Annotated in this window: 19 protein-coding genes and 1 tRNA gene; 11 read left to right on the top strand and 9 right to left on the bottom strand. The window is 68.6% G+C overall.

The features are described from left to right. Position 1 precedes the first annotated feature (1 nt). The 3 genes from ACIQCS_RS11855 to ACIQCS_RS11845 are packed head-to-tail and all read left to right on the top strand — an operon-like array spanning position 2 to position 3,924. Positions 2-598 carry a sigma-70 family RNA polymerase sigma factor gene (locus ACIQCS_RS11855; protein ID WP_345847555.1) on the top strand — a complete coding sequence of 199 codons (597 nt, stop codon included), beginning with the start codon at positions 2-4 and terminating at the stop codon, positions 596-598. Then, the gene (locus ACIQCS_RS11850; RefSeq protein WP_345847554.1) at positions 588-1,586 is read left to right on the top strand and encodes a FecR domain-containing protein; all 999 of its coding nucleotides are present in this window, start codon (positions 588-590) and stop codon (positions 1,584-1,586) included. Before ACIQCS_RS11855 ends, ACIQCS_RS11850 begins: the two co-directional genes overlap by 11 nt. Next, complete coding sequence (locus ACIQCS_RS11845) at positions 1,573-3,924, top strand: TonB-dependent receptor (RefSeq protein WP_345847552.1); 2,352 nt, start codon at positions 1,573-1,575, stop codon at positions 3,922-3,924. The genes ACIQCS_RS11850 and ACIQCS_RS11845 overlap by 14 nt, the downstream gene beginning before the upstream one ends. A 13-nt stretch (positions 3,925-3,937) precedes the next feature. On the opposite strand, the gene ACIQCS_RS11840 is transcribed toward ACIQCS_RS11845, so the two are convergent. Genes ACIQCS_RS11840 through ACIQCS_RS11815 form a run of 6 tightly spaced genes read right to left on the bottom strand, consistent with a single transcriptional unit; the run spans position 3,938 to position 10,401 of the window. Continuing rightward, positions 3,938-4,873, bottom strand: coding sequence for a hypothetical protein (locus tag ACIQCS_RS11840; protein WP_345847550.1), 936 nt, complete (start codon positions 4,871-4,873; stop codon positions 3,938-3,940). A gap of 31 nt (positions 4,874-4,904) precedes the next feature. Beyond that, positions 4,905-7,298 carry a TonB-dependent receptor domain-containing protein gene (locus ACIQCS_RS11835; protein WP_345847548.1) on the bottom strand — a complete coding sequence of 798 codons (2,394 nt, stop codon included), beginning with the start codon at positions 7,296-7,298 and terminating at the stop codon, positions 4,905-4,907. After that, a complete protein-coding gene (locus tag ACIQCS_RS11830; RefSeq protein WP_345847546.1) occupies positions 7,261-8,208 on the bottom strand; it encodes a FecR domain-containing protein in 948 nt (315 codons plus the stop codon). The genes ACIQCS_RS11835 and ACIQCS_RS11830 overlap by 38 nt, the downstream gene beginning before the upstream one ends. After that, a complete protein-coding gene (locus ACIQCS_RS11825) occupies positions 8,198-8,686 on the bottom strand; it encodes a sigma-70 family RNA polymerase sigma factor (protein ID WP_345847544.1) in 489 nt (162 codons plus the stop codon). Before ACIQCS_RS11825 ends, ACIQCS_RS11830 begins: the two co-directional genes overlap by 11 nt. After that, on the bottom strand, positions 8,652-9,554 hold the full coding sequence (locus ACIQCS_RS11820) for a ChbG/HpnK family deacetylase (protein WP_345847543.1): 903 nt from the start codon (positions 9,552-9,554) through the stop codon (positions 8,652-8,654). The genes ACIQCS_RS11825 and ACIQCS_RS11820 overlap by 35 nt, the downstream gene beginning before the upstream one ends. Further along, the gene (locus tag ACIQCS_RS11815; RefSeq protein WP_345847541.1) at positions 9,529-10,401 is read right to left on the bottom strand and encodes a glycosyltransferase family A protein; all 873 of its coding nucleotides are present in this window, start codon (positions 10,399-10,401) and stop codon (positions 9,529-9,531) included. The genes ACIQCS_RS11820 and ACIQCS_RS11815 overlap by 26 nt, the downstream gene beginning before the upstream one ends. A gap of 207 nt (positions 10,402-10,608) precedes the next feature. Here ACIQCS_RS11815 and ACIQCS_RS11810 point away from each other — a divergent pair, with 207 nt between their 5' ends. From ACIQCS_RS11810 to ACIQCS_RS11780, 7 genes are all read left to right on the top strand, one after another. Then, positions 10,609-12,069, top strand: coding sequence for a hypothetical protein (locus ACIQCS_RS11810; RefSeq protein WP_345847540.1), 1,461 nt, complete (start codon positions 10,609-10,611; stop codon positions 12,067-12,069). Between the two features lie 106 nt (positions 12,070-12,175). Further along, positions 12,176-12,670, top strand: coding sequence for a DUF2141 domain-containing protein (locus ACIQCS_RS11805; protein WP_345847539.1), 495 nt, complete (start codon positions 12,176-12,178; stop codon positions 12,668-12,670). Between the two features lies 1 nt (position 12,671). After that, positions 12,672-13,970: an LptF/LptG family permease gene (locus ACIQCS_RS11800; RefSeq protein ID WP_345847538.1), complete on the top strand. Its 1,299-nt coding sequence runs from the start codon at positions 12,672-12,674 to the stop codon at positions 13,968-13,970. Between the two features lie 179 nt (positions 13,971-14,149). Next, positions 14,150-15,064 carry a 5-dehydro-4-deoxyglucarate dehydratase gene (kdgD, locus tag ACIQCS_RS11795; protein ID WP_345847536.1) on the top strand — a complete coding sequence of 305 codons (915 nt, stop codon included), beginning with the start codon at positions 14,150-14,152 and terminating at the stop codon, positions 15,062-15,064. Positions 15,065-15,096: 32 nt separating this feature from the next. Then, on the top strand, positions 15,097-15,987 hold the full coding sequence (locus tag ACIQCS_RS11790; RefSeq protein WP_345847534.1) for a LysR family transcriptional regulator: 891 nt from the start codon (positions 15,097-15,099) through the stop codon (positions 15,985-15,987). Further along, entirely contained in the window at positions 15,963-17,531 is a 1,569-nt protein-coding gene (locus tag ACIQCS_RS11785; protein ID WP_345847533.1) for a carboxylesterase/lipase family protein, read from the top strand. The genes ACIQCS_RS11790 and ACIQCS_RS11785 overlap by 25 nt, the downstream gene beginning before the upstream one ends. Before the next feature lie 270 nt (positions 17,532-17,801). Next, positions 17,802-18,332, top strand: a complete 531-nt coding sequence (locus tag ACIQCS_RS11780) for a dihydrofolate reductase family protein (RefSeq protein ID WP_345847531.1) — start codon at positions 17,802-17,804, stop codon at positions 18,330-18,332. A gap of 3 nt (positions 18,333-18,335) precedes the next feature. Here ACIQCS_RS11780 and ACIQCS_RS11775 read toward each other — a convergent pair whose 3' ends face one another. Both ACIQCS_RS11775 and ACIQCS_RS11770 read right to left on the bottom strand, forming a co-directional pair. After that, positions 18,336-20,168: a hypothetical protein gene (locus tag ACIQCS_RS11775; protein WP_345847529.1), complete on the bottom strand. Its 1,833-nt coding sequence runs from the start codon at positions 20,166-20,168 to the stop codon at positions 18,336-18,338. Beyond that, positions 20,165-21,475, bottom strand: a complete 1,311-nt coding sequence (locus tag ACIQCS_RS11770) for an MFS transporter (RefSeq protein ID WP_345847528.1) — start codon at positions 21,473-21,475, stop codon at positions 20,165-20,167. The genes ACIQCS_RS11775 and ACIQCS_RS11770 overlap by 4 nt, the downstream gene beginning before the upstream one ends. 277 nt (positions 21,476-21,752) lie before the next feature. Between ACIQCS_RS11770 and ACIQCS_RS11765 the strand changes: the two genes are divergently transcribed. Next, positions 21,753-24,554, top strand: coding sequence for a TonB-dependent receptor (locus ACIQCS_RS11765; protein ID WP_345847527.1), 2,802 nt, complete (start codon positions 21,753-21,755; stop codon positions 24,552-24,554). A gap of 184 nt (positions 24,555-24,738) precedes the next feature. Here ACIQCS_RS11765 and ACIQCS_RS11760 read toward each other — a convergent pair. Continuing rightward, positions 24,739-24,815, bottom strand: a tRNA-Trp gene (locus ACIQCS_RS11760). Positions 24,816-25,025: the final 210 nt, after the last annotated feature.

Genomic DNA, 25,025 nt, shown 5'->3' with positions numbered 1-25,025 from the left:
CATGTCGGAGGATGAGCGCGATGGGCAGAGTCTCGCCGGTGGCGGTCTGGTGCGGACCTTCACCGAGAGCCGCTCCGCATTGTCGCGCTATCTCTCGCTGCGCGGCGCGACCGCGGACGAGGCCGAGGACATTCTCCAGGAAGTTCATCTCAAGCTGCTGGAGGAGAGGATCGGCCCGGTCGCCGAGCCGCGCGCCTATCTCTATCGCATGACGAACAACCATTTCCTCGGATGGCGCCGCACCGTGGGACGGCGCGTGCGGCGCGAGGAGGATTGGGTCGATGCGCATAGCGGGGAGGAGCGGGAGATTGACGAGCGGCCTTCGGTCGAGGCGCATCTGATCGCCCGTGAGCAGCTCGCGCTCCTGCAGCGCGTGCTCGACGGGCTGCCGGAGCGGACCCGCACCATCTTCCGGCGCTTCCGGATCGAAGGCGAACCCCAGCGCCAGATCGCCGCGGATCTCGGCATCAGCGTCAGCGCGGTCGAAAAGCATCTCGCGCGCGCCTATGAGGCCATTGCCGCCGCGAAGTTTCGGCTTGATGGGGATGGCGGCGGTTCGCGGCATCTCAGGATCGAGAGAGGTCGTCATGACATCTGAGGCACAGGACAGCGTGCGCGCCCGCGCGATCGAATGGCACATCCGCCTGCGCCATGGCGACGATGCGGCATGGGAGGGATTCGCCGAGTGGCTGGCCGAGGACCCGATCCACGCGGCACTCTACGATGAGATCGAGCAGGCCGATCTCGCGCTGGAGCCGCTATTGCCGGGGGTGACCTTCCGGGAAGCGGCGAACGATGTGGATGCCGATGCCGATGCCGATGCCGATGTGGACGCTGATGCCGAGCTCCGGCGACAGCGGCCGGGCTGGCGCTGGTGGGGGCTTGGCGGCGGCGCGGCGGTCGCGGCGGCTGTCGCCGCGCTGGTCTTGCTGCCGCCGGGCGCCAGCAGCCGGTACGAAGTGACGACCGATCCCGGGCAGCGCCGGACGATCAGCCTGGAAGCGGGCACGCAGGTCACCCTGAATGGCGCGACGCGCATGCGCTTCGACCGCAAGGATCCGCGCTTCGCATCGCTGGAAGCCGGAGAGGCGCTGTTCCAGGTCCAGCATGACGGCGCCAGGCCGTTCACGCTCGAGGTCGCCGGCCGCAAGGTCGTGGATGTCGGCACCGTGTTCAACGTGGTGCGTGACGCGGCGGCGGTTCGCGTGGCGGTCGCCGAGGGCAAGGTCCTCTACGAGACCGGGGGACGGAAGATCTCCCTGGATGCCGGGCAGGCGGTGTTCGATCCGTCTTCGGCCGGGGCGCCCCGGGTGTCTCGTGCCGCGATCGGTTCGGTCGGGGGCTGGCGGACGGGGCGGCTCGTCTATTCCGGAGAGCCCTTGTCGCAAGTGGCGGCGGATCTCGGCAGGGCGCTCGGCATGCGCATCGTCGCCGCTCCCGATATCGCGGACCGCCCGTTTTCCGGCGCGATCGCCCTGCGCGGTACCGGCCCCGACGAGCTCAAGCGCCTGACTCCGGCCCTGGACGTGACGTTCGCACCGAACACCGGAGGCTGGACCATGACCGCTGCCGGTGCGGAACGCTAGCAGGGCGGCACTCGCCGCGGCTTCCTTTTTCGGTGTCGACATCGCGCATGCGCAGCGGTTCGACGTTCCGCCCGGCCGTCTGGGTGCGGTCGCGGCTGCCCTGGGCGAGCAGGGCGGCGCCACCATCGCGGTGACCGACCCGGACCTTGCCGCCAGACGCTCCCCCGGCGTCAGGGGCAATTTTCCCCTGCGCGCCGCGCTCGACCGCGCCCTGCGGGGGACCGGCGCGGAAGCGATCTTCTACGACCGCAATACCGTTCGCATCGTGCGGAAACGCCCGCCGGCGAAGCAGGCCCGGAGGCGCCAGCCGCCGCCCGCTCCGCCGGCCCTGCCCGACTGGTCGCCGGAAATCGTCGTCACCGCCAGCAAGCAGTCCATCCCGGTCGACAGCTATCCGGGCTCGGTCAAGCTCGTCGCGCTCGATCCCGGCTGGGTGGCGCGCAATGCCGCCGGGGGCACGGCCGCGATCACCAAGCTGCTGCCCTCGGTCGGGTCCACCAATCTGGGCTCGGCGCGCAACAAGCTGTTCATTCGCGGCATCGCGGACAGCAGCTTCAATGGTCCGACCCAGGCCACGGTCGGCCAGTATCTCGGAGACGTCCGGCTCAACTACAACGCACCGGACCCGAACCTGAACCTCTATGACATGCAGCGCATCGAAGTGCTGGTGGGGCCGCAGGGCACGCTTTACGGCGCGAGCTCGCTCGGCGGCATCATCCGCCTCGTGCCCAACGAACCGGACACGCATGCACTGTCGACGACGGTGTCTGCCGGGGTCAGCGGCACCCGGCGCGGCGGCGTGGGCGGCGATGGCGCCACGATGCTCAACCTGCCGATCGCCGATGGCCGGGTCGCCGTCCGCTTCGTCGCGTTCGCCACGCGCGAGGCAGGGTATATCGACGCGCCCGCGCGCGGGCGGCGGAACATCAACAATACGACCAGCTATGGCCAGCGCATGGCCTGGCGCGTCGAGGATCTGTGGGGCTTCACCGTCGATTTCGGCACCGCCACCCACAATACGTCCACCCAGGACGGGCAGTACACGGTCCGTGGCGATCCGCCGCTGACCCGGGACAATGCGATCGCCCAGCCTTTCAGGAACACCTATTACCTGGCCTATCTCACCGCGCGCCGGAAGTTCGGGCGTGCCGAGCTGGTCTCGACCACGTCGATCGTCCGCCACGACTTGCGGACCATTTTCGACGCGACGGGCCATGACGGTTCCGGTGCGCCCGCGCGCTATGAGGAAAACAACAACATCACGCTCTTCAACCAGGAGACGCGGCTGTCCGGCGGCGGCGGAAGCTATCCCTGGGTGGTGGGCATTTCGAGCATCTACAACATCAGCGCATCGTCCCGTTCGCTCGGGCCTCCCGAGGCGCCCGCACGGATCGCGGGCGTCCTCAACCAGCAGGCGGAGGCGGCCATATTCGGCCAGCTCTCGCGGCCGTTGTTCCGTCGCCTCACCGGCACGATCGGCGGCCGAGTCACGTTCGCGCGCAACGTCGGCAATCTGCTCGACAGCCCGGTGGAGAAGTCGAAGGAGCCGTTCATCAATGAGCTGCGCTTCTCGCCGACCGTGGCGCTGGACTGGCACCCGAGTAGGAAGTTCTCGGCCTTCCTCCATTATCAGCAGGGATATCGCGCCGGCGGTCTGGCCGTGGCGCCGTCCGGATCCGCGCTGGAATCCCGCAAGTTCGCGACCGACGACCTGATCATGAGCGAGTTCGGCATTCGCCTGGGCAACCAGGAGCGGGACCGCCTGTCGGTCCGCGCCGCCTTCTTCTATGCCGACTGGAACAATATCCAGGCCGACCTTATCGACCGCTCGGGCCTTCCCTATACCGCCAATATCGGCAGCGGGAGGATCTACGGCCTGGATGGCGATATCATATGGCGCGCGTCGCCGGACCTGACGATCACCGCATCGGCCTTCCTGAACAACAGCGATCTCTACGCACCCGCACCGGAGTTCGTCGCTCCGGGCGAGCGGACCCTGCCGAACGTGGCGCGCAACGGTGCGCGGGCCGTCGCGGCCTGGCGGCGCGAGATCGCATCGGGGGTCACGCTCAGCGGCGAGGCCTCTCTACGTCATGTCGGAGCGTCACGGCTGGGCGTCGGGCCGCTGCTCGATATCCCGCAGGGGAATTATTCCGTTGGCGACATCGGCAGCCGCCTGGGCCTTGGCCGGTTCGGCATCTCGCTGGACGTCACGAATCTCGGCGACGTCCGCGGCAACAGCTTCGCCTTTGGCAACCCGTTCGGCCTGGCCCAGCGCAATCAGATGACGCCGCTGCGGCCGCGGACCATCCGCCTGGGCCTCGACGCGCGCTTCTGAAGGTTCCGCGCTCCTATTCCGGCTCGGTCATGGGCCGATCCTTCACCCGTCCGGCGCGGTTGGACCCGGGCAGCCAGCTGCGCAGCAGGGGCAGATAGGTCAGCGGCAGCAAGGCGATGTGCGCGGCGATGGTGAGTGCCGCCACCAGCGCGATCGCGCGCGAGGTATCCGATCCGGCGCCCAGCGCGAATATCGTCGCGCCGGCAAACAATGCGTCCTTGTTCGGGAACAGCGGCAGGCGCGAGAGCATCAGGCGGACCGTGGCAAGCAGCAGCAGCCAGGCCACCGTCGCCTGGGGGACGAGCACGTGCCACATCACCGCGAGCAGCAGGATCGACAGGAACAGCCGCAGCAGATGGGCGACGAAGATCTGCCAGAGCTGGCGGTTCGACAGGCCGAACAGCGCGTTGCGGAACAGGAAGATCGCCAGCGAGACGAGAGTGACCAGCCCGATGGATATGCCCAGTGCCCGCAGCCAGCCGGTATCGATCAGCGACCAGAGCATCGGTGCCGTCGCCGCCATCATGGCCAGCGTCGCGACGTTGCCGGCGGCGGCGGAGAGAATGGCGACGTCCTTCACCGCGGCGGCCGCGCTCGCGCCGCCCCCGTGCTGGCGCACCCATAGATAGAGTTGCGCATCGCCCGAATAGCCGAGCAGCAGCTCGTTCGCGACCTGCTTGCGCAGCAACGGCAGCATGCCGCTTGGCGGCAGGTGCCAGAGCTTGCGATAGATCAGCCATTCCACGCCCGGGACGAGCAGGTACGAGGCGATGAAGGCCAGCCAGAACAGCGGGTCGCCGGGCGTGGACCGCAGCAGGTCGCCGAAATCCAGCCCGCGGACGGCGAATACGATGGCGCCCAGCGTGACGACCGACAGCGCTATTCCGAGCCAGCGCAGCAGGCGCTGGCGCTGCGGATGCTCCTGATCGGACCTCGGATCCTCGGACATTGGGCGGTTTTCCATCACGGATGCGTCCGTCTCACCAATTGACGGCAATGCCAAGGCGCGCGCTGCGCGGCCGCAATGGCGTCGCCTGGTCGCGCACGACGAGCGTGAAGGGATTGCCGAAGGCAAACCGGTTGGCGGCGGCATTGAAGAGATTGTCGATATCGAGCGACACTTCGACGCGGCCGATGCGCGCGCCCGCCGAAGCGCCCATCACCCAATAGCGGCCCTGGCTGATGTCGAGGAAATCGCCCGTGCCGAGCACCGAGCGCCCGATATAATTGGCGGTCACGCCGAAACGCGGCGCGAAACGGTGGGAGGGAGCGCTGTAGGAAAGGCTGGCGGCGGCAGCGAGCGGCGGCGTTTCGGGAAGGCGCCGGTTGTCGCGCCGGGAGGCATTGGCGATCGGCCCGGTCACTCGATTGGCGGTGTAGAAGATCGATCCGCCGGCATGGAGGCCGGCGATCGGCACCCAATCGAAATTGGCCTCGATCGCGCGGATCCGGGCGTCGCCGATATTCGCCGTATAGGGCTGGCCGCGCTGGGTGATGAGGTCGGCCTGGATATTGCGCCAGTGCGCGGTCGACAGATCCAGCGAGAAGGCAAGGCCGGTCGGGCCGGTGCGCAGCTTGCGAAGGCCGATTTCGCCCACCTGGATGACATCGGAGAGATAGTCCGCGACACGGCCGGTCCCCGCCGCGACTGCGAGGCCGCCGGTGCGGTAGCTTGTCTGGAAGCGGCCGAACATCGCGAGCATGGGGGCCAGCCGCCAGGAGAAGGCGAGAGTGGGATCGATCCGGTGCGTCGATCGCCCCTTGGTGAAGCTGCCGCCGCGCGGCGTGCTGGAGGGTTCGCCATCGTTGCGGCCCATGGTGGCGCGCGCGCCCAGGGTCAGCGAGAGATCGTCGGATACCGCGAAGCTCGCCTCGCCGAACAGGGAGGCGGCGCGCGACACGTTGGTGACGCCGATCAGCGAACGATCCGTGGCCGAGGTTTCGAGCGCGCGCGCGAGAATGTCGCGATCGCTGACCAGCGCGAAGCCGACCACCCAGGAATTGCCGTTGCCGAGCGAGCGCGAGAGGCGGGTCTCGTGGCTGACGAGCAGCTTGTCGCGGTCGGCGCGATATCGCGTCGTCGGCCCCGGGCCGCGCGGCGAGGCGTCGAACTGTTCGACCGAATGCTGCGCGACGATGCCGTTCGCGATGATCAGGCGCAACCCGCTGTCCCAGTCCTTCGAAGCGACGACGCGGCCCAGCCAGAGCGCGCTGTGAAAGGGCTGCGCGAGGCGCGAGTAGCGCACCAGGGCCTTGCCGGCGACGTCGGAATATTGGCCGTCGCGCATGTCGATCGACTGGATCGCGCCGCTGGCCTCGACTCGCCAGCCGACGCCCGGATCGAGGCGCAGCGCCAGCCGTCCGCCGGTGGTGTCGACGCGATTGGTGTTGCGCAGGCGCCGGGTCGCATCGTCGATATAGCCGCCGTCCCGCACGCGATAGGCGACCGCGCGCAGGCCCAGCCGGTCCCGCACCACCGGCACGTTGACGATCCCGGCCATGTCGAACCCGGGCTCGCTATCGTCGGTGACGGTGGTGCCGGCGATCATCGATGCGGACGTATCGGTCACGCTGGCCGGATTGGAGGTCAGCCGGATCACGCCGCCGATCGCTCCCGAGCCGTAGAGGGTGCCCTGCGGTCCTTCGAGCACGTCGATGCTGCGCATGTCGTAGAGCCGCAGTCCCGCGTCCGGGCCGGAATAGTTCAGCTGGACGTCGTCGAAATAGACACTGGTCGGCGATTGGGTGCTGCCGTTGAAGCTGCTGTCGGCGACGCCCCGGATGAAGACCTTGTTGCGGCCGGGGCCGAGCAGGGTGCTCTGCAGGATCGGGGTGGAGCCGGCGATGTCCGACAGGCTGTTCCCCGAGGGAGCCGGAATGTCGTTGCCGCGCAGGGTGGTCAGGCTGCCCGGATAGCGGAGCAGCGGCACGCGCTGCTTGTTGGCCTCGACGACGATCTCGTCGGAGTCCGCGGGTTCCGTGGCGGGCGCGGGCGCCGGCTTGGGCCTCTGCCTGGGTCGCGGCGGAGCGGGGGCGGGGGCGATACGCACGCGCACGACCCGATATCCGTGACCGGCGCGCTCCGCCTTGTAGCCGGTGCCGGCGAGCAGGCGGGAGAGCGCCGCGGCCAGGCTGGGGACGCCGCTGATCGCGACCGTGCGCACTCGCGACAAGCCAGGCTCGGTACTGATGATCTCCACGCCGGCCTGACGCGAGAGCATCAGCAATGCCTGGTCGAGCGTCGTTGCCGGTACCGTCAGCGTGGTCCGCTGCGCGCATGCGGGCGGGGACGGCAGCGCCAGCAGCAGCGCGAGCGCCGGCGCCCATGCCGCGGCCCTATGGCGTTTCCGACAATATCCAGCGATTGCCCTCACGTCGCGACGTTGCCCTGATCAGTTCGGCCAGATGCGGTACGTCGCGATCGGCAGCTCCGGTGAAGCGGACCATGCCCGTAAAGGGTTTGTTGGACAAGTTCGGGGCCAGTACCAATTCGGTACCATAGAGGCGCGTCAGCGCCGCCGCCACATCGCCCACCTGGGCGCCGTCGAAGGAAAGGCTGCCCGTGCGCCATCCGCCCACCAGCGCCGGCGCCAGGCGTGAGCGCGCGATCTTTCCGCTCCTCCGGTCGAGCGCCACCGCGTCGCCGGCGCCGAGGCGCAGCGCCTCGCGCTCCGGCCGGACCATGACGGAGCCCTCGGCCACGGCGACATGGACCCGCTTGTCCGCCACGGCGAGGTCGAACACCGTGCCGAGGTCGCGCACCGCGACGCCGTCGGCGTCGACCGTGAACGGCCGGGCCGCATCGTGGCGCACATGGAACACCGCCTCGCCGCGATCGAGCGACGCGACGCGATCGTCGGCGCGGTCGAGCCGGATCGAAGTGCCGCCGCCAAGCTCGATGCGCGTGCCGTCCCCGAGCGTCACCGTCCTGCGTTCGCCATTGGCCGTGGCGACGACATAGGTGCTCGGCGCCGGCTTGAGCAGGCCCGGCTGGAGCGCCGCCACCGCGAGCGCCGCGGCGACCGCGCCGCCCCCGCCGAGCGCCCACCGCCACCGGCGCGGCTCGGGCGGATTGTCGTTGTCGGCAACGGGCGCGGGGGCCGGGGCGAAAGCCGCCGCGTCCAGCAGCCGGTCGCCGGTCGCCAGGCGGTCATAGGCCTCGGCATGCGCGGGGTCCGCCTCGAGCCAGGCGACGAACGCCGCCCAGCCGGTTTCGTCCGCTTCGGCAAGCTGCAAGTGCCAGGCGATCGCCTGATCGACGATGCTCACTCGGTCAGCCGTCATTGCTGCCCCCTTTCGTCTCGCCCGAAGCATCGGGCTCCGACAGCGAATCGTGAATCTTGCGATAGGCACGCGCCAGCAGCTTCTCGACGCCGCTCACGCTGATGCCCAGATGCTCCGCGACCGCCCGTTGCGGCCGCTCCTCCAGCCTGAACATGCGCAACGCCGTCGCCATGCGCTCGGGCATCGCGGCGATCGCCCGCTCCAGCGCCCGCCGATCGTCCGCCGCGGCCATCGCGCTTTCCGGGTCGGCGATCGCGGGCGGCGGCGACTGCGCCGCGAGCCATGCACCGTCGCGCGCCACGCGGCGCGCGGCTGCGATGCGGCGATCCGTCGCGTGGTTCGCGGCCATCCGGTACAGGAAGGCCGCAGGCTGCGCGATCGGCGCCTGAACCTGGTCGAGCTTCAACCATAGGTCCTGGAGTGCATCTTCGGCATCGTCGCGACTACCCAGCCGCGCGGCCAGAAGCCGCCGCAACATGGGCCGCTGCGCAATGAAAATGGCCTTCAGATCTTCTTGCGACACTTTCGCGCCGACCCTCCGCTCGTCCGGGGAACGCCATCCCTGCGCGCGCAGCCATGTCGGCGATCGGGAGTTTGATCAAGGTCTCCGCTTCACGGCACCGCGCGCCGGCGATCGTGTCGTCCGCGCGCGCGCCGGCGCCGGGGTGGCACATCACCAGATGCATGCCGCGCCCGCCGCGCAGGAAGCGATGGAAGAGCCGGGCATAGTCCCTGGCGAAGTCATAATGGCCGCCGAAGCTGTCATTGGTCGCGATGCCATAGGCGGCGGCGGCGCGGCGGAAGCCCCTTGTATGGAAGCTGCTGCCGATCGCCTTGCCCAGGAAAGGACGCTGCACCATCGAGGAGAACCGGTCCGAACAGGCGCGGACCCAGCTCTGGGGCGCGCGGCAGGCGACTTCGGCGAGCACGATCTCGCGGATGCCGGGCAGGGCATGCGCATGCTGGTGGCCATCCACGAAATCGGGCGCGCGGCCCATCGCCTGGACGAACGCCGCGAACTGCGCGCGAATCTCGTCGGCGATCTCGCCGAACGGCAGGTTCCAGCGCGCCGCCCGGCGCTGAAGCGTGTTGATGTCGGGCAGCACGCCGCGCGGCGCGAGCTCCGGCATCGGCGTAAGCGGCCGCTCGCCGGTCAGGGTGAGGTGCAGGCCGATCTGGACATGCGGCGGCACCGCCCGGAGCAGCAGGCTGTCCTCGTGCCAGCCCGGCATGCCGGTCATGCAGCTGATGGCGTTGAGCTTGCCCGCCTTGGCGAGCTCGACGATCGTCTCGCTCACTCCCCGCGAATAGGCGAAATCGTCAGCGCACAGAATGAGTCGGGACAAGCTCGGTCTCCTCGATCTGCTGGAACTGGCGCTCGCGGATGCACTGGCTGAGCAGCCGGCGTCGGCGGAGCCGCCTTGAAAGGAAGGAATAGAAGAACCAGTCGCCGGCCCAGGGCGCCGTGACGGAATAGGTCAGCCGCTCGAACAGGTTCCAGCGGATCGAATGGCGATCGCGCTCGCGGGGCGAAGGCATGCACCAGAATGCCTCGGAATAGAGCATCCTGCCCCTGGGCATCATGCGGTGGATCACCTCATGGTCCTCCAGCACGAAGTTCCAGCGATCTGGGTCGAAGCCGCCCACGGCGCGCAGCGTCGCGGTGCAGAAGGCCTGGCCGGCGCCGCCGGCATGCGACTGCCGCGGCAGCAGGCGGGCGGCCAGGCGGATCGTTCCCGCCCGTGCCGCGCGGTCGTCCGCGTTCGCGCCGGGGTCGACGAAATAAGCGCCGGCGGTCACGCAATTGCGCCGCGACAGCAGCTCGCCCGCGGTGGCGAGATAGTGCGGCGGATACAGCGTGTCGGCGTCGCAGGTCGCGGTCCAGCGCGTGCGGGACCAGCCGAAACCGGCACGCAGCGCGGAAACCTTGCCGGGCGTGCGCTCGGTGACCAGCATATAGTCGAGGCGGTGCCTGCGCGCCGCCGCCTCCGCAACGGCAGCGCTGCCGTCGGTCGAGCCGTTGTCGACCAGGATCAGCCGGAAGGGCACGATCTGCCGCGCGAGGCTGGCGATGGTGTCGGCGAGAAGCTCCCGCTCGTTGAAGAACGGGACGATCACGGTCCAATCCACGGCGGCATCTTCCGCGCCGCGGCGCATCGATAGCGGCAACTCGCGTTCCAGATCGACGTACATATTCCGTCCCAATCCCCGGCAACTTCTCGAGATCGAGCGCGGCGGCGGCGGGATTTCTCGCCCGGCGTCGCGTTTCGCTCTCCCCGATATCGCCCTGACGACACCGCGAGAGGCGATCCCCACATCGCTTCGGGAAAATAGTTTCCATGACGGCGCGGGCCGGACCGCATAGGATTTGGCGGGGTCGAACGGAGAAGGGCGAGGGGGATGACGAGGGGGCAGGCGCGCCGGAACGCGGTGTGGTTCCTGATTCTGCTGGTGTTCGCGGTGGCGGTGCGCTGGCGCGACTTCGGCAATCCGGCGATCCATGTCGACGAGCAATATTATCTGCTCGTCGGCGACCGGATGCTGCACGGGGCGCTACCCTATCTCGATATCTGGGACCGCAAGCCGGTCGGGCTGTTCCTGCTCTTCGCCGCCATGCGGCTGCTGCCCGGCGACGGCATCCTCGCCTATCAGCTGGTCGCGACGCTGTGCGCGGCGGCGGCGGGGCTGATCGTGGCGCTGGGTGCGCGGCGCCTGGGCGCCCGCCCTCTCGGCGCGCTGCTCGCCGCCTGCGCCTATGTGCTGTGGCTGTCTTTCCTGAGCGGGCGCGGCGGCCAGACGCCGGTCTATTACAATCTGCTGATGGCGGCGGGGGGATATCTGGTCCTGTGCCTGCCCGAGCGGGCGCGCCGCCGCGAGATCGGCGCGATCGTCCTCAGCGGCGCGTTCGCCTGCCTGCTCGCCGGCCTCGCCATCCAGATCAAGTACACGCCGCTGGTGGAGGGGGCGTTCTTCGGGCTCGCCCATCTCTGGTATCTCCACCGGGCCGGCGCGCGGCCCGTGCTCACCCTTGGCGCCGGCATCCTGTGGGCGGCGCTCGGCATCGCGCCCACCTTGGCCGCGATCCTCTATTTCGAAGCGTTGGGCCCGGCGGCGTTCGACAGCTTCTGGTTCTCCAACTTCGCCTCGATCGCCCTGCGAAGGGGCTATCCGGCCGGTAAGATCGCCGCGCGGCTGGCGGGAACGACGGCGCAGCTCTCGCCCTTCATCCTGGCCGCCATCCTCGCCCGCCGCTTCGCCGATCGGCGCGAGGAACTGGCGCTCTGCTTCGCCTGGCTGGCGGCCGCGCTGATCGCCTTCGCGATGATCGGCGCGTTCTTCGATCATTATGCGCTGCCGCTGCTCGCGCCGCTGGCGATGATCGCCGGCCCGGCGCTGGGCGCATCGCGGCTGGCCCAGGGCTTCACCGCGCTCGCCGCGCTCGCGCTGGGGGCATTCCATCTTTCGACCGAGCACGACTATCGCGCGGGCGTCTATGCGGCGGCGCGGGAGATCGAGGCGCATTCGCAGGCCGGCTGCCCCTATGTCTTCGCCGGGGATTCGGCGCTCTATGTCCTCGCGCATGCCTGTGTCCCCACGCGCTATGCCTTTCCCTCCACCCTGGCCTATGCCGCCGAGCAGGGCGCGACCGGCACGGACGAGGCGGCGGAGGTCCGCCGGATCGTCGCGGGGCGGCCGCCGGTGATCGTCACGCTGGATGCGCCGCTCTCGCCCTGGAACGCGGACAGCAAGGCGGTGATCGATGCGGCATTGCGGCGCGACTATGCGCTCGCGCTGTCGCAGCCGCGCGAGGACGAGCGCCTCCTCGTCTATGTCCGTCGCGACCTGCCGGCGCGCCGATGAGGATTTTTCGCGGGCGGAAGTGAGAGTCGGTCCGCGCCGTGTCGTCTGACCCCGGGAAGACGATGGGGGATGGCGCGGAATGCACTGCACGCGGATTGGGATCGCCTTGGCAATCGCCTGGACTGCAATCGCCTCCGCGCCGGCGGCGAGCGCGCAGATCGGCGAGGATTCGGATTACTGCCGGAACGGCCAAGGCCCGGCCATCCAGGTCAATGTCCAGGGACTGAAGGATCGCAGCGGCGAACTCTGGCTCGAGCTCTATCCGGCGAACGAAAGCGACTATCTGCGTTCCGACACGGATCTGGTCGCCGAGGGGAAGGTTTTCCGCCGGACCCGGTCGCGCCTGCCCAATGCGGGCAATGTGGCGATCTGCGTGCGTGTCCCGCAGCCGGGCACCTATGCGGTGCTGCTGCGGCACAACCGCGTGGGGCGCGACAAATTCTCCTTCTGGAGCGACGGCGCGGGCATACCCGCGAACCGGGCGCTGGTGCGCAGCAAGCCGACCATCGAGCAGGCCAGGGTGGTCGCCGGCGCCGGCATCACGACCGTGAACGTGCAGATGCAGTATCTGCACGGTTTCGGCTTCTCGCCGCGGAGCTGAAGTGATCGGCGGCATCTTCGATCGATACTGGGGCGCGAAGATCGCGGTCCGGTTCGCCGTGATCGTTTCGATCATTCCGGCGATCCTCGCCCTGGAGAATCTGCGCCGCCTGCTCGCGGAAGTGGAGAAGAGCAGCGACGCGATGGCGCTGCTGGTCCGGCTCAACCTCGCGCTGGTCCCGGAGCATCTGAGTGCCGCGGTGCCCGTGGCGCTGATGCTGGCCTCGGCGCTCACCGTGCGGCAGATGATCCTGCGCGGCGAATGGCAGATCGCCGCGGCGGCGGGCATGAGCCGCCTGCGCATCATGGCGGTTCCGCTTGCCTTCGCGGCGCTCGTCGCCGGCGCCCAGTTCGCCATCCGGTTCGAGCTGCGGCCCGCCGGCGAGCGGGCGCTCGACGCCATCTACCATGAGCTCCAGACGGGGGAGCATGGATTGCCCTTGCCGGTCGGCCAGCCGATCGAGCTCGATGCCGGGACCACGATCTTCGTCGGCGGCATCGGAGGCGGGCGCGCGCGTCATCTCGAGGATGTCGTCGTCCGCCGCGGCGAGGACAGCTTCAGCGCCCCCCGCGCCGATATCGGCTTCTCGCCGGACGGCGGCGTGCGATTGCGGCTCCGCAACGGTGTCGGCGTGATCGGGGCGGGGCCGGGCCAGGCCCGTGCCGTTCGCTTCGACCGCATGGATTTCTCCGGCAGGCCGCCCGCGAGCGGCGTGGTCGACAATGATGCGATGCATCAGTTCGACATGCTTTCGGGCGGGGCCCTGGTGCAGAAGGCGCGCGACGGGACGCCCATGGAACGCCGCCTGGCGCTGACCGCGCTGGTGATGCGAGCGGACAGCGTGCTGTTCTGCCTGCTCATCCCCTGGTTCGCGATCCTGCTGGGCAAGCCGCCCCGGCGCAAGGAAAGCGCGGCCGGGATCCTCGTGTCGATCGTGCTGGTCGTGCTGCATCTGAAGCTGGCGGCATCGATCGAGGCCAATTTCGCTGCCCATGTCCTCCTGGCCGAGATGCTGAACCTGGGCTTGTGGGCGGCCGCCGCCGCCGGGCTGGTCTATCTGGAGCACGCCCATGGCGAGGGGATCGTGGACGTGCTCGTCGCGCGCCTGGTGGAACCCCTGCGGCGGCTGCGGCGCGAGCGCCGCGCCCGGCGGGGCCGCCCTGCGGCGCCCCCGGTCGGCGGAGCGGAGGTCGTTCCCTTCTCCGCCGGTTCCCGCCGCGCGGCCATGGGCGGCAGCTTCGCGCCCGCTCCGGAACGTTCCGCCTCGGCGGTGGCGCTTCCCAAGGCCGCCGCGCGCTGAGCCGCTGCCCGGCCGGGCCCGGGCAGCGATTCGGATCGAGCCAAGTCTTGCATCGATCCATCGCGGCTTTGGTTTGGACGGCGTGTCGCGGACTCAATAGCTAGCGATCGAACCAAGACTGCCCTCGACCGACGGGCGGCGACTAGGAGACGATCGTGACGAACTGGAATCCGGTTGAAATGGCACGCAGCCTCGGCGGCGGCCTCCTGTCCTTTCCGGTCACGCATTTCGATGCCGATGGCGTCTTTGCCGAGCATGCCTATCGCGAGCATTGCGCCTGGATGCTGTCGCACGAGCTGTCGGGCCTGTTCGCCGCCGGGGGCACCGGCGAGTTCTTCTCGCTGACGCCCGCCGAGGTCGTCACCGTCGTCGCCGCCGCGGTGGCGGAAGGGGCGGGCAGGCTGCCGGTGATCTCGGGCTGCGGCTATGGCACCGCCATCGCCACCGAGATCGCCCGGGGCGCGGAAAAGGCGGGGGCGGACGGCCTGTTGCTGCTGCCGCCCTACCTGGTCGGCTCGAGCCAGGAAGGCCTGGCCGCGCATATCGAGGCGGTTTGCCGCTCCACCGGCCTGGGCGTGATCGTCTATAATCGCGACAATGCGGTGGTGAGCGACGAGACGCTGGCCGGCCTGTGCGAGCGCAATCCCAACCTGGTCGGCTTCAAGGACGGCGTGGGCGATATCGAGCTGATGACCCGCATCTTCGCGCGGATGGGCGATCGGCTCACTTATATCGGCGGACTCCCGACGGCCGAGACCTTCGCGACCCCCTATCTCACCATGGGCGTCACCACCTATTCCTCGGCGATCTTCAACTTCATGCCCGAATGGGCGCTGGACTTTTATCGCGCCGTCCGCGCCGGCCGGCAGGACGAGGTGATGGCCCGGCTCAAGGCGTTCGTGCTGCCCTATATTGCGCTGCGCAACCGGGGCCGCGGCTATGCGGTGTCGATCGTCAAGGCCGGCATGCGCGTGGTCGGGCGCGACGCCGGGCCGGTGCGCACGCCGCTCACCGACCTCACCGCCGCCGAGCATGACGAGCTGCGCGCCCTGGTGGAGGGCGTCTCCGCCAAATCCGTCGTCCACGCGGCGTGACAGCACGCACGGAGGTGCGATAGACCCGGGGCATGTTCGAGCTCAGCCAGCTCCGCTGTTTCGTCGCCGCGGCCGAGGAACTCCATTTCGGCCGCGCCGCGCAGCGCCTGAACATGACCCAATCGCCGCTCAGCCGGCAGATCCAGCTGCTCGAGCGGATCCTGGGCGTCATGCTGCTCGAGCGCACCAGCCGCCAGGTGAGCCTGACGCCCGCCGGCCAGGTCTTCCTGATCGAGGCGCGGCGCATCGTGCGGCTCGCCGAAAGCGCCTCGCTCTCGGCCCGGCGCGTCGCCCAGGGCGATGCCGGCAAGGTCGCGATCGGCTTCACCGCGGTCTCCGGCTATGGCCTGGTCCCGCATATCGTCGCCAATGCGCGCGCCGGCCTGCCCAATATCGATCTCGATCTCCACGAGATGGTGAGCGGCGACCAGGTCGATGCATTGCTCACCGGCCTGATCGACATCGGGTTCGTCCGTCCACCGGTGGACCGGCACGAATTCGACACGCTGTGCGTGCTGCGCGAGCCGCTGGTGGTGGCGCTGCCGCCCGGCGATCCGCGCCAGTCCCGCCCCGCCTTCGAGCTCGCCGATTTCGATGACGAGCCGCTGATCATGTATGCCCGCCAGGGTGCGGGCTATTTCCACGACATGCTGGTGCGGCTGTTCGACGATGCCGGCGTCTCGCCGCTGCATGTGCAGCATGTGACTCAGATCCATTCGATGCTCGGCCTTGTCCATGCGGGCCTCGCCGCGGCGCTGGTGCCGCAATCGGCATCGGGCCTGCACCTGATGGACGTGCAGTTCCGTGCGCTGCGCACCGATCCGGAGAATCCGGTGGAGCTCCACATGGCGTGGCGCCGCGACAACGCCAATCCCGCGCTCGAGCCGATGCGGCAGCTTTGCGCGCAGACGGCGAGCGCGTGATCGACCGGCGCGGCGTGATCGGCGGCGCGATGCTGCTGCCCGCCGGCGCGGCGCTGGCGCGGACGCCCGGCGATCCGGTCGCGGCCACGCGCCATGGCCGGGTGCGGGGCGTGAACGAGCAGGGCGTGCTCGTCTTCCGGGGCGTCCGCTACGGTGCCGATACCCGTGCCCGCCGCTTCCGCCGCGCGCTGCCGCCGGAACCGTGGCAGGGCATCGCCGATGCCACGCACCATGGCCGCGCCGCACCGCAGACCAGGGCGGAGGAGCCGACCGGCGAGGATTGCCTGTTCCTCAACGTCTGGACGCCCGCGCTCGACGCCGGGAAGCGCCCGGTGATGGTCTATCTCCATGGCGGCGCGCATGCGCATGGCTCGGGGGCCGACCCGCTCTATGACGGCAGCCGGCTGGTCCGCCGCGGCGATGTGGTGGTGGTGACGCTCAACCACCGGCTGGCGGCGCTCGGCTATGCCTATCTCGCCCAGCTCGGCGGGCCGGCGGAATCGGGCAATGTCGGCAATCTCGACATCGTGCTGGCGCTGCAATGGGTGCGCGACAACATTGCCGGCTTCGGCGGCGATCCCGGGCGCGTGACGATCTTCGGCCAGTCGGGCGGCGGTGCCAAGGTCGTGACGCTGATGGCGATGCCCGAGGCGCGCCCGCTCTTCCACCGCGCGGCGACGATGAGCGGCCAGCACGTCACTGCCGCCGGGCCGATGCATGCCACCGCGCGGGCGAGAGCATGGATGGACCGGGCCGGCGCGGCGGATGTCGCTGCACTCGAGGCGCTGCCCGTCGAGCGGCTGGTCGAGGCGATGGGGATGACCGATCCGCTGGAGGGGAAGGGCGAGATCAGCTTCGTCTCCACGCTCGATCACGGCGTGCTGCCGCGCCATCCCTTCGTGCCCGATGCCCCGCGCGAAGCGGCGCATATCCCGCTGATCATCGGCAACACGCGGGACGAGACCGGCTTCTGGATCGGCGACATCCTCCGGCGCGGCGACACGAGCTGGGACAATCTGGCCGAGCGGGTCGCGGCGCAGATCACCAAGGATGTCGCGCCCGATTGGGTGGTGAAGCGCTACCGCGAGATCTATCCGGAGAAGACGCCCGGCCAGATCCTGCTGGCGGCGAGTACGGCGGGACGCTCCTGGCCCGGCCATCTCATCCAGGCGGAGGAACGGGCGCGGATCGGCGCGCCAACCTGGATGTATCAGCTGGATTTCCCCGCGCCCGAGGCGGGCGGCATGCTCGGCGCCTTCCACACGCTCGACATCCCGCTGGTGTTCGACAATACCGGCGCGAAGGGCGCCCGCACCGGGGACGGGCCCGAGGCGCGGCGGCTGGCCGGGCGGGTGGCGGACGCCTTCATCGCCTTCGCTCGCACCGGCGATCCCAATTGCGCGAGCCTGCCCGCCTGGCCGCGTTTCGATCTCGAGAAGCGGGCGACGATGCTCTTCGATACCGATAGCCGGGTGGTGGGCGACCCCCGGCGGGAGGAGCGGCTGCTCTGGTCGGTCGCGCCGTATATCAAGCCGGGCGGCTAACTCTTGCTTGCAATGTAGGATTGCGCCTGCTTCGCTCCCCAGGCGCGATGCGCATGCCGGCCGCTCTTTGAACCGTTGGGGAAATAGGATCACGCGCGCGCAAGGAAGTTGCGTGATTCGCTCATTTGCCGGGAAATCAGGGAAAATAGGCGTGCCGAAAAGCCGCCACTGGTGCGACTTCTGCGACCCTTTGCCCGGCGACTGGCCTCGCATTGCAGGATGCGCGTTTCCCGCTTAGTCTCGCCGCGAATACCCGACAGGAGATCGCGCATGGCGAAGCTGGTCTACGCATTGAACCAGTCGCTGGACGGCTATGTCGATCACCTGGCGTTCGCGCCCGATCACGTGCTCTTCCGCCATTTCATCGACGATGTGCGGGGCCTGGCCGGCAGCATCTATGGGCGGCGCATGTACGAAGTGATGCGCTATTGGGACGACGAGCATCCGGAATGGGATGCGTCCAGGCGCGACTATGCCGCGGCCTGGCGAAACATACCGAAATGGGTGGCATCGCGCACCCTGGAATCCGTCGGCCCCAATGCCACGCTGCTCGGGGAGGATCTCGAAGCGGCGGTGCGCGCGCTGAAGGCCCAGCGTGAAGGCGTGATCGAAGTCTCCGGCCCGGAACTGGCGCACGCCCTGACCCGGCTCGACCTTGTCGACGAATACCGGATGTACCTGCATCCCGGCGTGCTGGGCGGCGGCAAGCCCTATTTCGCCGGCCCCCGGCCGCCGCTCCGGCTGGTGGCGAGCGAGCGCATCGGCGAGCAGGTGATCCGGCTCACCTATGTTCCGGCTTAGCGCTCACCGGCTCCACGGAAACGCCAGTGTCGGCCGATTGGCGAAGCGCCGCATCGCCAGCCTGAGCCGCGTGCCGCAGCCGGGCTCGAGCCGCAGCGTGAAGTCCGGCCGGCCGATCCGCGTCTCGATCCCGTCCAGCGTCACGCTCTCGATCCGGTGCTCGGCCCAGGCGCCGCCCTGGACGATCACGGTGCGAGGGGCCTTGCCGAGATTGACCAGCGTCACCTCCGCTGCGGCATCGCCCAGCGCATGGACCAGCGCCGCCACATCGTCGGGCACGCCCGCGCGCCGCTTGTCCGCGTCGAAATAGCGCAGCCGGCAATGGAGCGGCACGCCGCCCTGGTTGGGGGAGGTCGGCGACCAGGGCGGGCGGGCGATGTGCAGCCCGCCGGTCATCAGCTGGATCAGGCTGGTGATGCTCGCCGGCGTGATGTCGAGCGGCCAGTCGGCGAGCCGCGTGTCGGGCGTGGTCGGGTCGTCCGCCTGGGCTTTTTCCCGCGCGGCGATCCGGTCGAGATCGGCCTGCATCGCCGCGATCGGATAGGTGGGGTTCCCGCCTTCGAGGAAGGAGACCCAGGGATGCTCGCCCGCCGCCGCGCGATCCTTCGGGTCCTGGGTGAAATACCAGATCTCGAAGCCGTTGCTGCGATAGGGGCCGGGCTTCCAGCCATACCAGCCCTGGGCGCCGTACATGGTCGGCGCCTCGAACCTGCCGTCCTTCTGCCGGCCGGCCTCGTTGATCCGCGTATTCTGACGGCGCCACAACTCGACATAGGAGAGGTCGCCGGTCAGCACCGTGCCGTTGAAGAAGGCCGTGATCGAGCGCGGCACGCGGTTGCGGTCCTCGCGCTTGCCGGTCTGCGGCACGACCGGCGAGAAGCCCCAGCCATAGACGCCGCGCCACCAATTGGCGCCGACGCTGCCGTCCAGCCCGATATGACTAGGCAAAATATCGTCATTCGCCCTGGCGCGATCCACCCAGGCGTCGAGATAGTCGAGCGCCCAGCGGCGATAGCGCTCGCCGCCGCCCAGCGCATAGGCGTTGAGGCCCAGGGTGGTCGCCTGCAGGTTGAGCGGATTGTCGCCGACCACCTCGCCATATTCGTCATAGTGATCGAGCGTCTGCTGATAGGTCGTCTCGCCATGCTCCATGTGGAAGCGCTCGCCCGCCGCGAATGGGTCGCCGGCCCAGTCGAGCGGCGTCGCCCGGCGCAGCATCGGGCCGCGGCTGCCGTTCATCACGCTGCGGATGATCCGGCGCTCGGGATCGTAATTCCGCACCGTCGGGTCGCGGCCGGTGTAGAAATCGGCATAGCGCATCGTGCGCGCCAGCAGCCTGGGATCGCGGGGGATGGAGAGCCCCATCACGTTGAAGCTGGTCAGCCCCTCGCTATTGTGCTGCCAGTCCATCTGGACCGGGAATTCGCGGTAATACATGCCCTGCCGCGCGATCGGCACGTCCATCGTCCGGGCGGCGGTATATTGCTTCAGATGCCCTTCCCAGAAACGCCGGGCGAGCGTCAGGATCCGGTCCGATCCGCCCAGGGCGTGCAGCACCAGCCAGTCGTTGGTCGCCTCCGCCGCATCGTCGGGCCCGTCATTGGCGCCCCAGCGCTCGAACACCTTCAGCCAGCCGCGCGCATCGACATATTTGGCGTAGAAGGCCTCGCAGGCGGCGGCGTTGCGGGCGAGCAGCCGGCGCTGCATCACGGCCCAGTCGGGCGCTGCCATCCTGGTCCTGGCGATCAGCCGGGCCGGGGCGGCATGGGCCGTGGCGGGCAGGGCGACCGCACCGGCGGCGCTCCCGAGCAGGAACTGGCGGCGGTCGACGGTCATGCGGCGATCTCCACCCGGCGGATCGGGCCGGCGATGACGAGGAAAGCGAAGATCGTCAGCAGGCAATGCGCCCCGACAAAGATCAGCGCCAGGTCGAACGATCCGGTCCCCGCGACGATATAGCCCACCACGATCGGCGTGACGATGCCGGCGATGTTGCCGAACATGTTGAACACGCCGCCCGATAGGCCGGCGAGCTTCTTCGGCGCCACGTCCGCCATCACGGCCCAGCCGAGCGAGGCGACGCCCTTGCCGAAAAAGGCGACCGACATCAGCGTGACCACCAGCCATTCCTGCTCCACCCACACACAGGCGATGATCGCGGTGGCGAGCAGCATGCCGATGGTGAGCGGCGCCTTGCGCGCCCAGTCGAGCGAGCCGGTGCGCTTCAGGATGCGATCGGAGACATAGCCGCCTGCCAGCCCGCCGACAAAGCCGAACAGGGCGGGGGCCGCCGCGGCAAAGCCTGCTTCCATGATGTTCAGCCCGCGCTCCTTCACCAGATAGATCGGGAACCAGGTGACGAAGAAATAGGTGAGCACATTGATGCAATATTGGCCCAGATAGATGCCCAGCATCATCCGGTTGGCGATCAGCTTGCCGATATTGGCCCAATCGAACGCGGCCGAGGCGCCGGCCTGGTCCTCCATATGGATCAGCCCGCCGCCGGCCTCGATATGGTCGCGCTCGGCCCGGTTGATCGCGGGGTGCCGGGCCGGGCTGTGAATGAAGCGGAGAAAGGCGAGGGTGGCGAGCAGGCCCAGCCCGCCCATCGTCCAGAACACCGATCGCCAGCCGAAGCTGTGCGCCAGCCAGCCCATCAGCGGCACGAAGGCGACGATCGAGAAATATTGCGCCGAGTTGAAGATCGCCGAGGCGGTGCCCCGCTCGGCGGCGGGAAACCAGGCGGCGACCAGCCGGGCATTGCCCGGGAACGAGGGCGCCTCGGCCAGGCCGACCAGGAAGCGCAGCGCGAACAGCATCGCCGTGGCGGAGAGGATCGGCACCAGCCCCGCAAGCCCCTGGCTGGCGGTGAAGACCGACCAGAGCGCGATCGCGGCGGCATAGACGCGCTTGGTGCCGAACCTGTCGAGCAGCAGCCCGCCCGGGATCTGCGAGAGCGCATAGGCCCAGGCGAAGGCCGAGAGGATATAGCCGGTCTGCACGGGGGTGAGCCCCAGCTCGCCCGCCGCCGCGTTGCCCGCGATCGAGAAGGTTGCGCGATCGGCATAGTTGACGCTGGTGATCAGGAAGATCAGTGCGATGATCGCATGGCGCACGCGCGTGGGCCGGCTGCCCTCGGTCAAGTCTCTCTCCTTCGCACTGCGCGCCTGTTGCCGGCGCGTTGACGGCATTGCAGGCCTACCGGGCGGCCGGGGCCGGGTCCAAGCCAAAAACGGGAATGATCCAGTCCCGGCTTGGCTTGATCATGGCGGCCCTTGGCCAGGTCGCTGGGGATCAGTGCAAGAAGCGCATCGATCCATGTTCGATTGAGGTTGGCCTGTCGCGCGCCTTCACGGCTAACCAGCCTGCAATCAAATCCGCTCGGCAAAGAAGCGGCATCTCATGGGGAGACTGAAGGCGATGTCCCGCACCCGAATCCTGAAATCCGTCCTCGCTCTGTCCAGCGCGGCTGCCGTCCTCGCCGCCGCCGATGCGCGCGCGCAGGACGCCGCCGCCGATCCGGCGGCGGCATCGGTGCCGGTCCAGGACGAAGGTGCCGCCAACGAAATCGTGGTCAAGGGTTTCCGGGCCAGCCTCAACAGCGCGCTCAACCTGAAGCGCAACGAGACCGCGACGATCGACGCGATCAAGGCCGAGGACATCGCCGAATTCCCCGATCTCAACCTGGCGGAATCGCTCCAGCGCATCCCCGGCGTAGCGATCAGCCGCGTCAATGGCGAGGGCCGCAACATCTCGATCCGCGGCCTGGGCCCGGAATATAGCCGGGTGCGCATCAACGGCATGGAAGCGATCGGCACCACCGGCGGCACCGACAATTCGGGCGGCGTGAACCGGGGGCGCGGCTTCGACTTCAACATCTTCTCGTCGGACCTGTTCAACAGCCTGGCCGTGCGCAAGACGGCGACGGCGGACGTCGAGGAAGGCTCGCTCGGCGGCACGGTCGATCTCCAGACCGCGCGTCCGTTCGACTATCGCAAGCCCACGGCCGTGGTGCAGGCGGCGGCGAGCTACAACGACCTTGCCCGCAAGGCCAGGCCGCGCGTCTCGACCCTGCTGACCACCAGCACCGCGGATGGGCGTTTCGGCGTGCTGCTCTCGGTCGCCTATGAGGAGCGCGCCCTGGTCGAGGAAGGCGCCAACATCACGCGCTGGACCTATGGCGGGTTCAACAACGGCTTCAACACCGCCTCGACACTGCCGGGCTACACCATCGCCCAGATCAACGACAGCAATCCCGCCACCGCGCTCTATCACCCGCGCATCCCCGGCCTGGTCAGCTATGCGATCGAGCAGAAGCGCCTGGGCGCGGCGCTGGGCGTGCAGTTCCAGCCGAGCGAGAAGACGCTGATCTCGATCGACGGCCTTTATTCGCGGCTCGACGGCACCCGCCAGGAAGCGCAGTTCCAGGCGATCAGCTTCAGCCGCTCGGGCACCGGCAAGCCGCAGACGATCATCCGCTCGGGCATTGTCGACGCCAACCGCAACATCATCAGCGGTACGTTCGATAACGTGGATCTGCGCACCCAGGCGCGCTACGACAAGCTGGTCACCGATTTCTACCAGCTCACCGGCACGCTCGACCAGAAGATCGGCGAGTCTCTGAAGTTCGGCGCGGTGGTCGGCTATTCGAGCTCGCAGTTCCGCAACCCGGTCCAGACCACGGTGACGATCGACGCCGCGAACACCAACGGCTTCTATTATGATTTCTCGACGCGCTTCCCGACGATCCGGCCGGGCGTGGACGTGAGCAGCGCCGCCACCTTCGCCTTCACCAACGGCACTTCGGAAGTCCGCATCCGGCCACAGACGGTGGACAACAGCTTCACCAACGCCAAGGGCTTCCTCGAATGGACGACCGCACCCGAGCTGAAGCTCAAGGCGGGCGTGGACTGGCGCCGGTTCGACTATAGCTCCACCGAGCAGCGCCGCCTGCAGGGCGAGACGGTGGTGACCACGCTCACCGCGGCGCAGCTCGCGCCGCTTACCACGGTATTCTCGGGCTTCGGCCGCGGGCTGAACGTGCCCGCCGGCACGCCCACTGCCTGGGTGGTGCCGAACCTCGCGGCGTTCCAGGCCTATCTCAACACCTCCAGCAACCCGACCTATGCGATCGGCGGGATCGAGAATGCCACTGCGCGCGGCTCGTTCGTCACCGTGCGTGAGGAGGATCTGGGCGCCTGGGGCATGATGGAGTTCAACTTCGCCGATGCCGGCATCCCGATCCGCGGCGATGCGGGCCTTCGCTATGTGAAGACCGACCAGTTCTCCACCGGCTATGCCAGCCAGGGCAGCACGGTGAACCTGGTCAGCGCGGACCGCAGCTATGCGAACTGGCTGCCCTCGGCCAATCTCGTGGTCGATGTGCGCGACAATCTGATGGTCCGCTTCGCCGCCGCCAGGACGATCGCGCGTGCCGGCATCGGCTCGCTTACCCCGGGCGGCAACCTCAACGTCTCGGGCGGCAACCGCACCTTCAGCTCGGGCAATCCGGACCTGAAGCCGACCAGGTCGACCAATCTCGACGCCTCGATCGAATGGTATCCGATGCGCGGCGCGATCTATGCCGTCTCGGTGTTCCAGAAGGACATCGGCACCTTCGTCCAGACGCTGAGCACCACCGTGCCCTTCAGCGACCTGGGCCTGCCCGCCTCGCTGCTCAACGGGACCACGGCGAGCCCCAGCGATGTCTTCATCGTCAGCCAGCCGGTCAATTCGAAGGGCGGCCTGCTGCGCGGCCTCGAGGTCAATGTGCAGCAGCCGCTCAGCTTCCTGCCCGGCTTCCTCAGCAATTTCGGCGTGCTGGCCAACTACACCTATGTCAGCTCGGATATCGAGTATCTGACTTCGGCCAATGGCGCGACTACGGTGAAGGCGCCGCTGCTCGGCCTGTCGAAGCACGCCGCCAACGGCACGCTCTATTTCGAGACGAAGAAATTCTCGATCCGCGGCTCGGTCGCCTATCGCTCCAAATATCTGACCGCCGTGCCGGGCACGGAGGGCAATTCGTACAACGGCACCAATGCGACGACCAACATCGATGCGCAGGTTTCGTACAACATCACCGACAAGTTCAAGGTCAGCCTGGAGATGATCAACCTCACTGACGAGCTGAACGACCAGTTCGTGGATGCGACCAATCGTCTCAACGTGCTCACGCATAGCGGCCGTCAGTTCGTCCTGGGTGCGCGGCTGGCCTTCTGACGTTTCCGGGCCAGCTTCCCTCCGCTTCCCGGGATCGGGGTCAGCCAGTTCGCTTGGCTGGCCCCTTTTTTTTGGGAATGGCCGGCGTCCAATCGGCGCGTTTAGAGCGCCGCCCGCGCCCAGAATATCGAGCGCTTCCCGCAAGTCGTTGGGATGAAATGAACGTCATATGCCGTGGCGGCAATGGCAGGGGCGCTCGGATTCGAACCGAGGGCCTTCGGTTTTGGAGACCGACGCTCTAACCAACTGAGCTACGCCCCTGTGCGGAAACGCGCATCTAGCGCGGCAGAGAGGAGGGAGCAAGGGTGCTGTTGCGTTTCTCCTAAGTTATGAAAAATAGCTGTATTTCATCCATATCGGGGCCGTGCTTCCGGCTCGGCCGGGCCGGAAGCGCGCGGCAATGGCGATGATCGGCGGGATCCTGTCGGCACGGGGGCGGTCCGTGGCCGCGCGGCCCGGTTGCGGCGGCGG

The organism is Sphingomonas sp. NPDC092440, assembly GCF_044754985.1.
Lineage (GTDB): Bacteria > Pseudomonadota > Alphaproteobacteria > Sphingomonadales > Sphingomonadaceae > Sphingomonas.
This window is presented reverse-complemented; position numbering and strand designations above follow the sequence as displayed.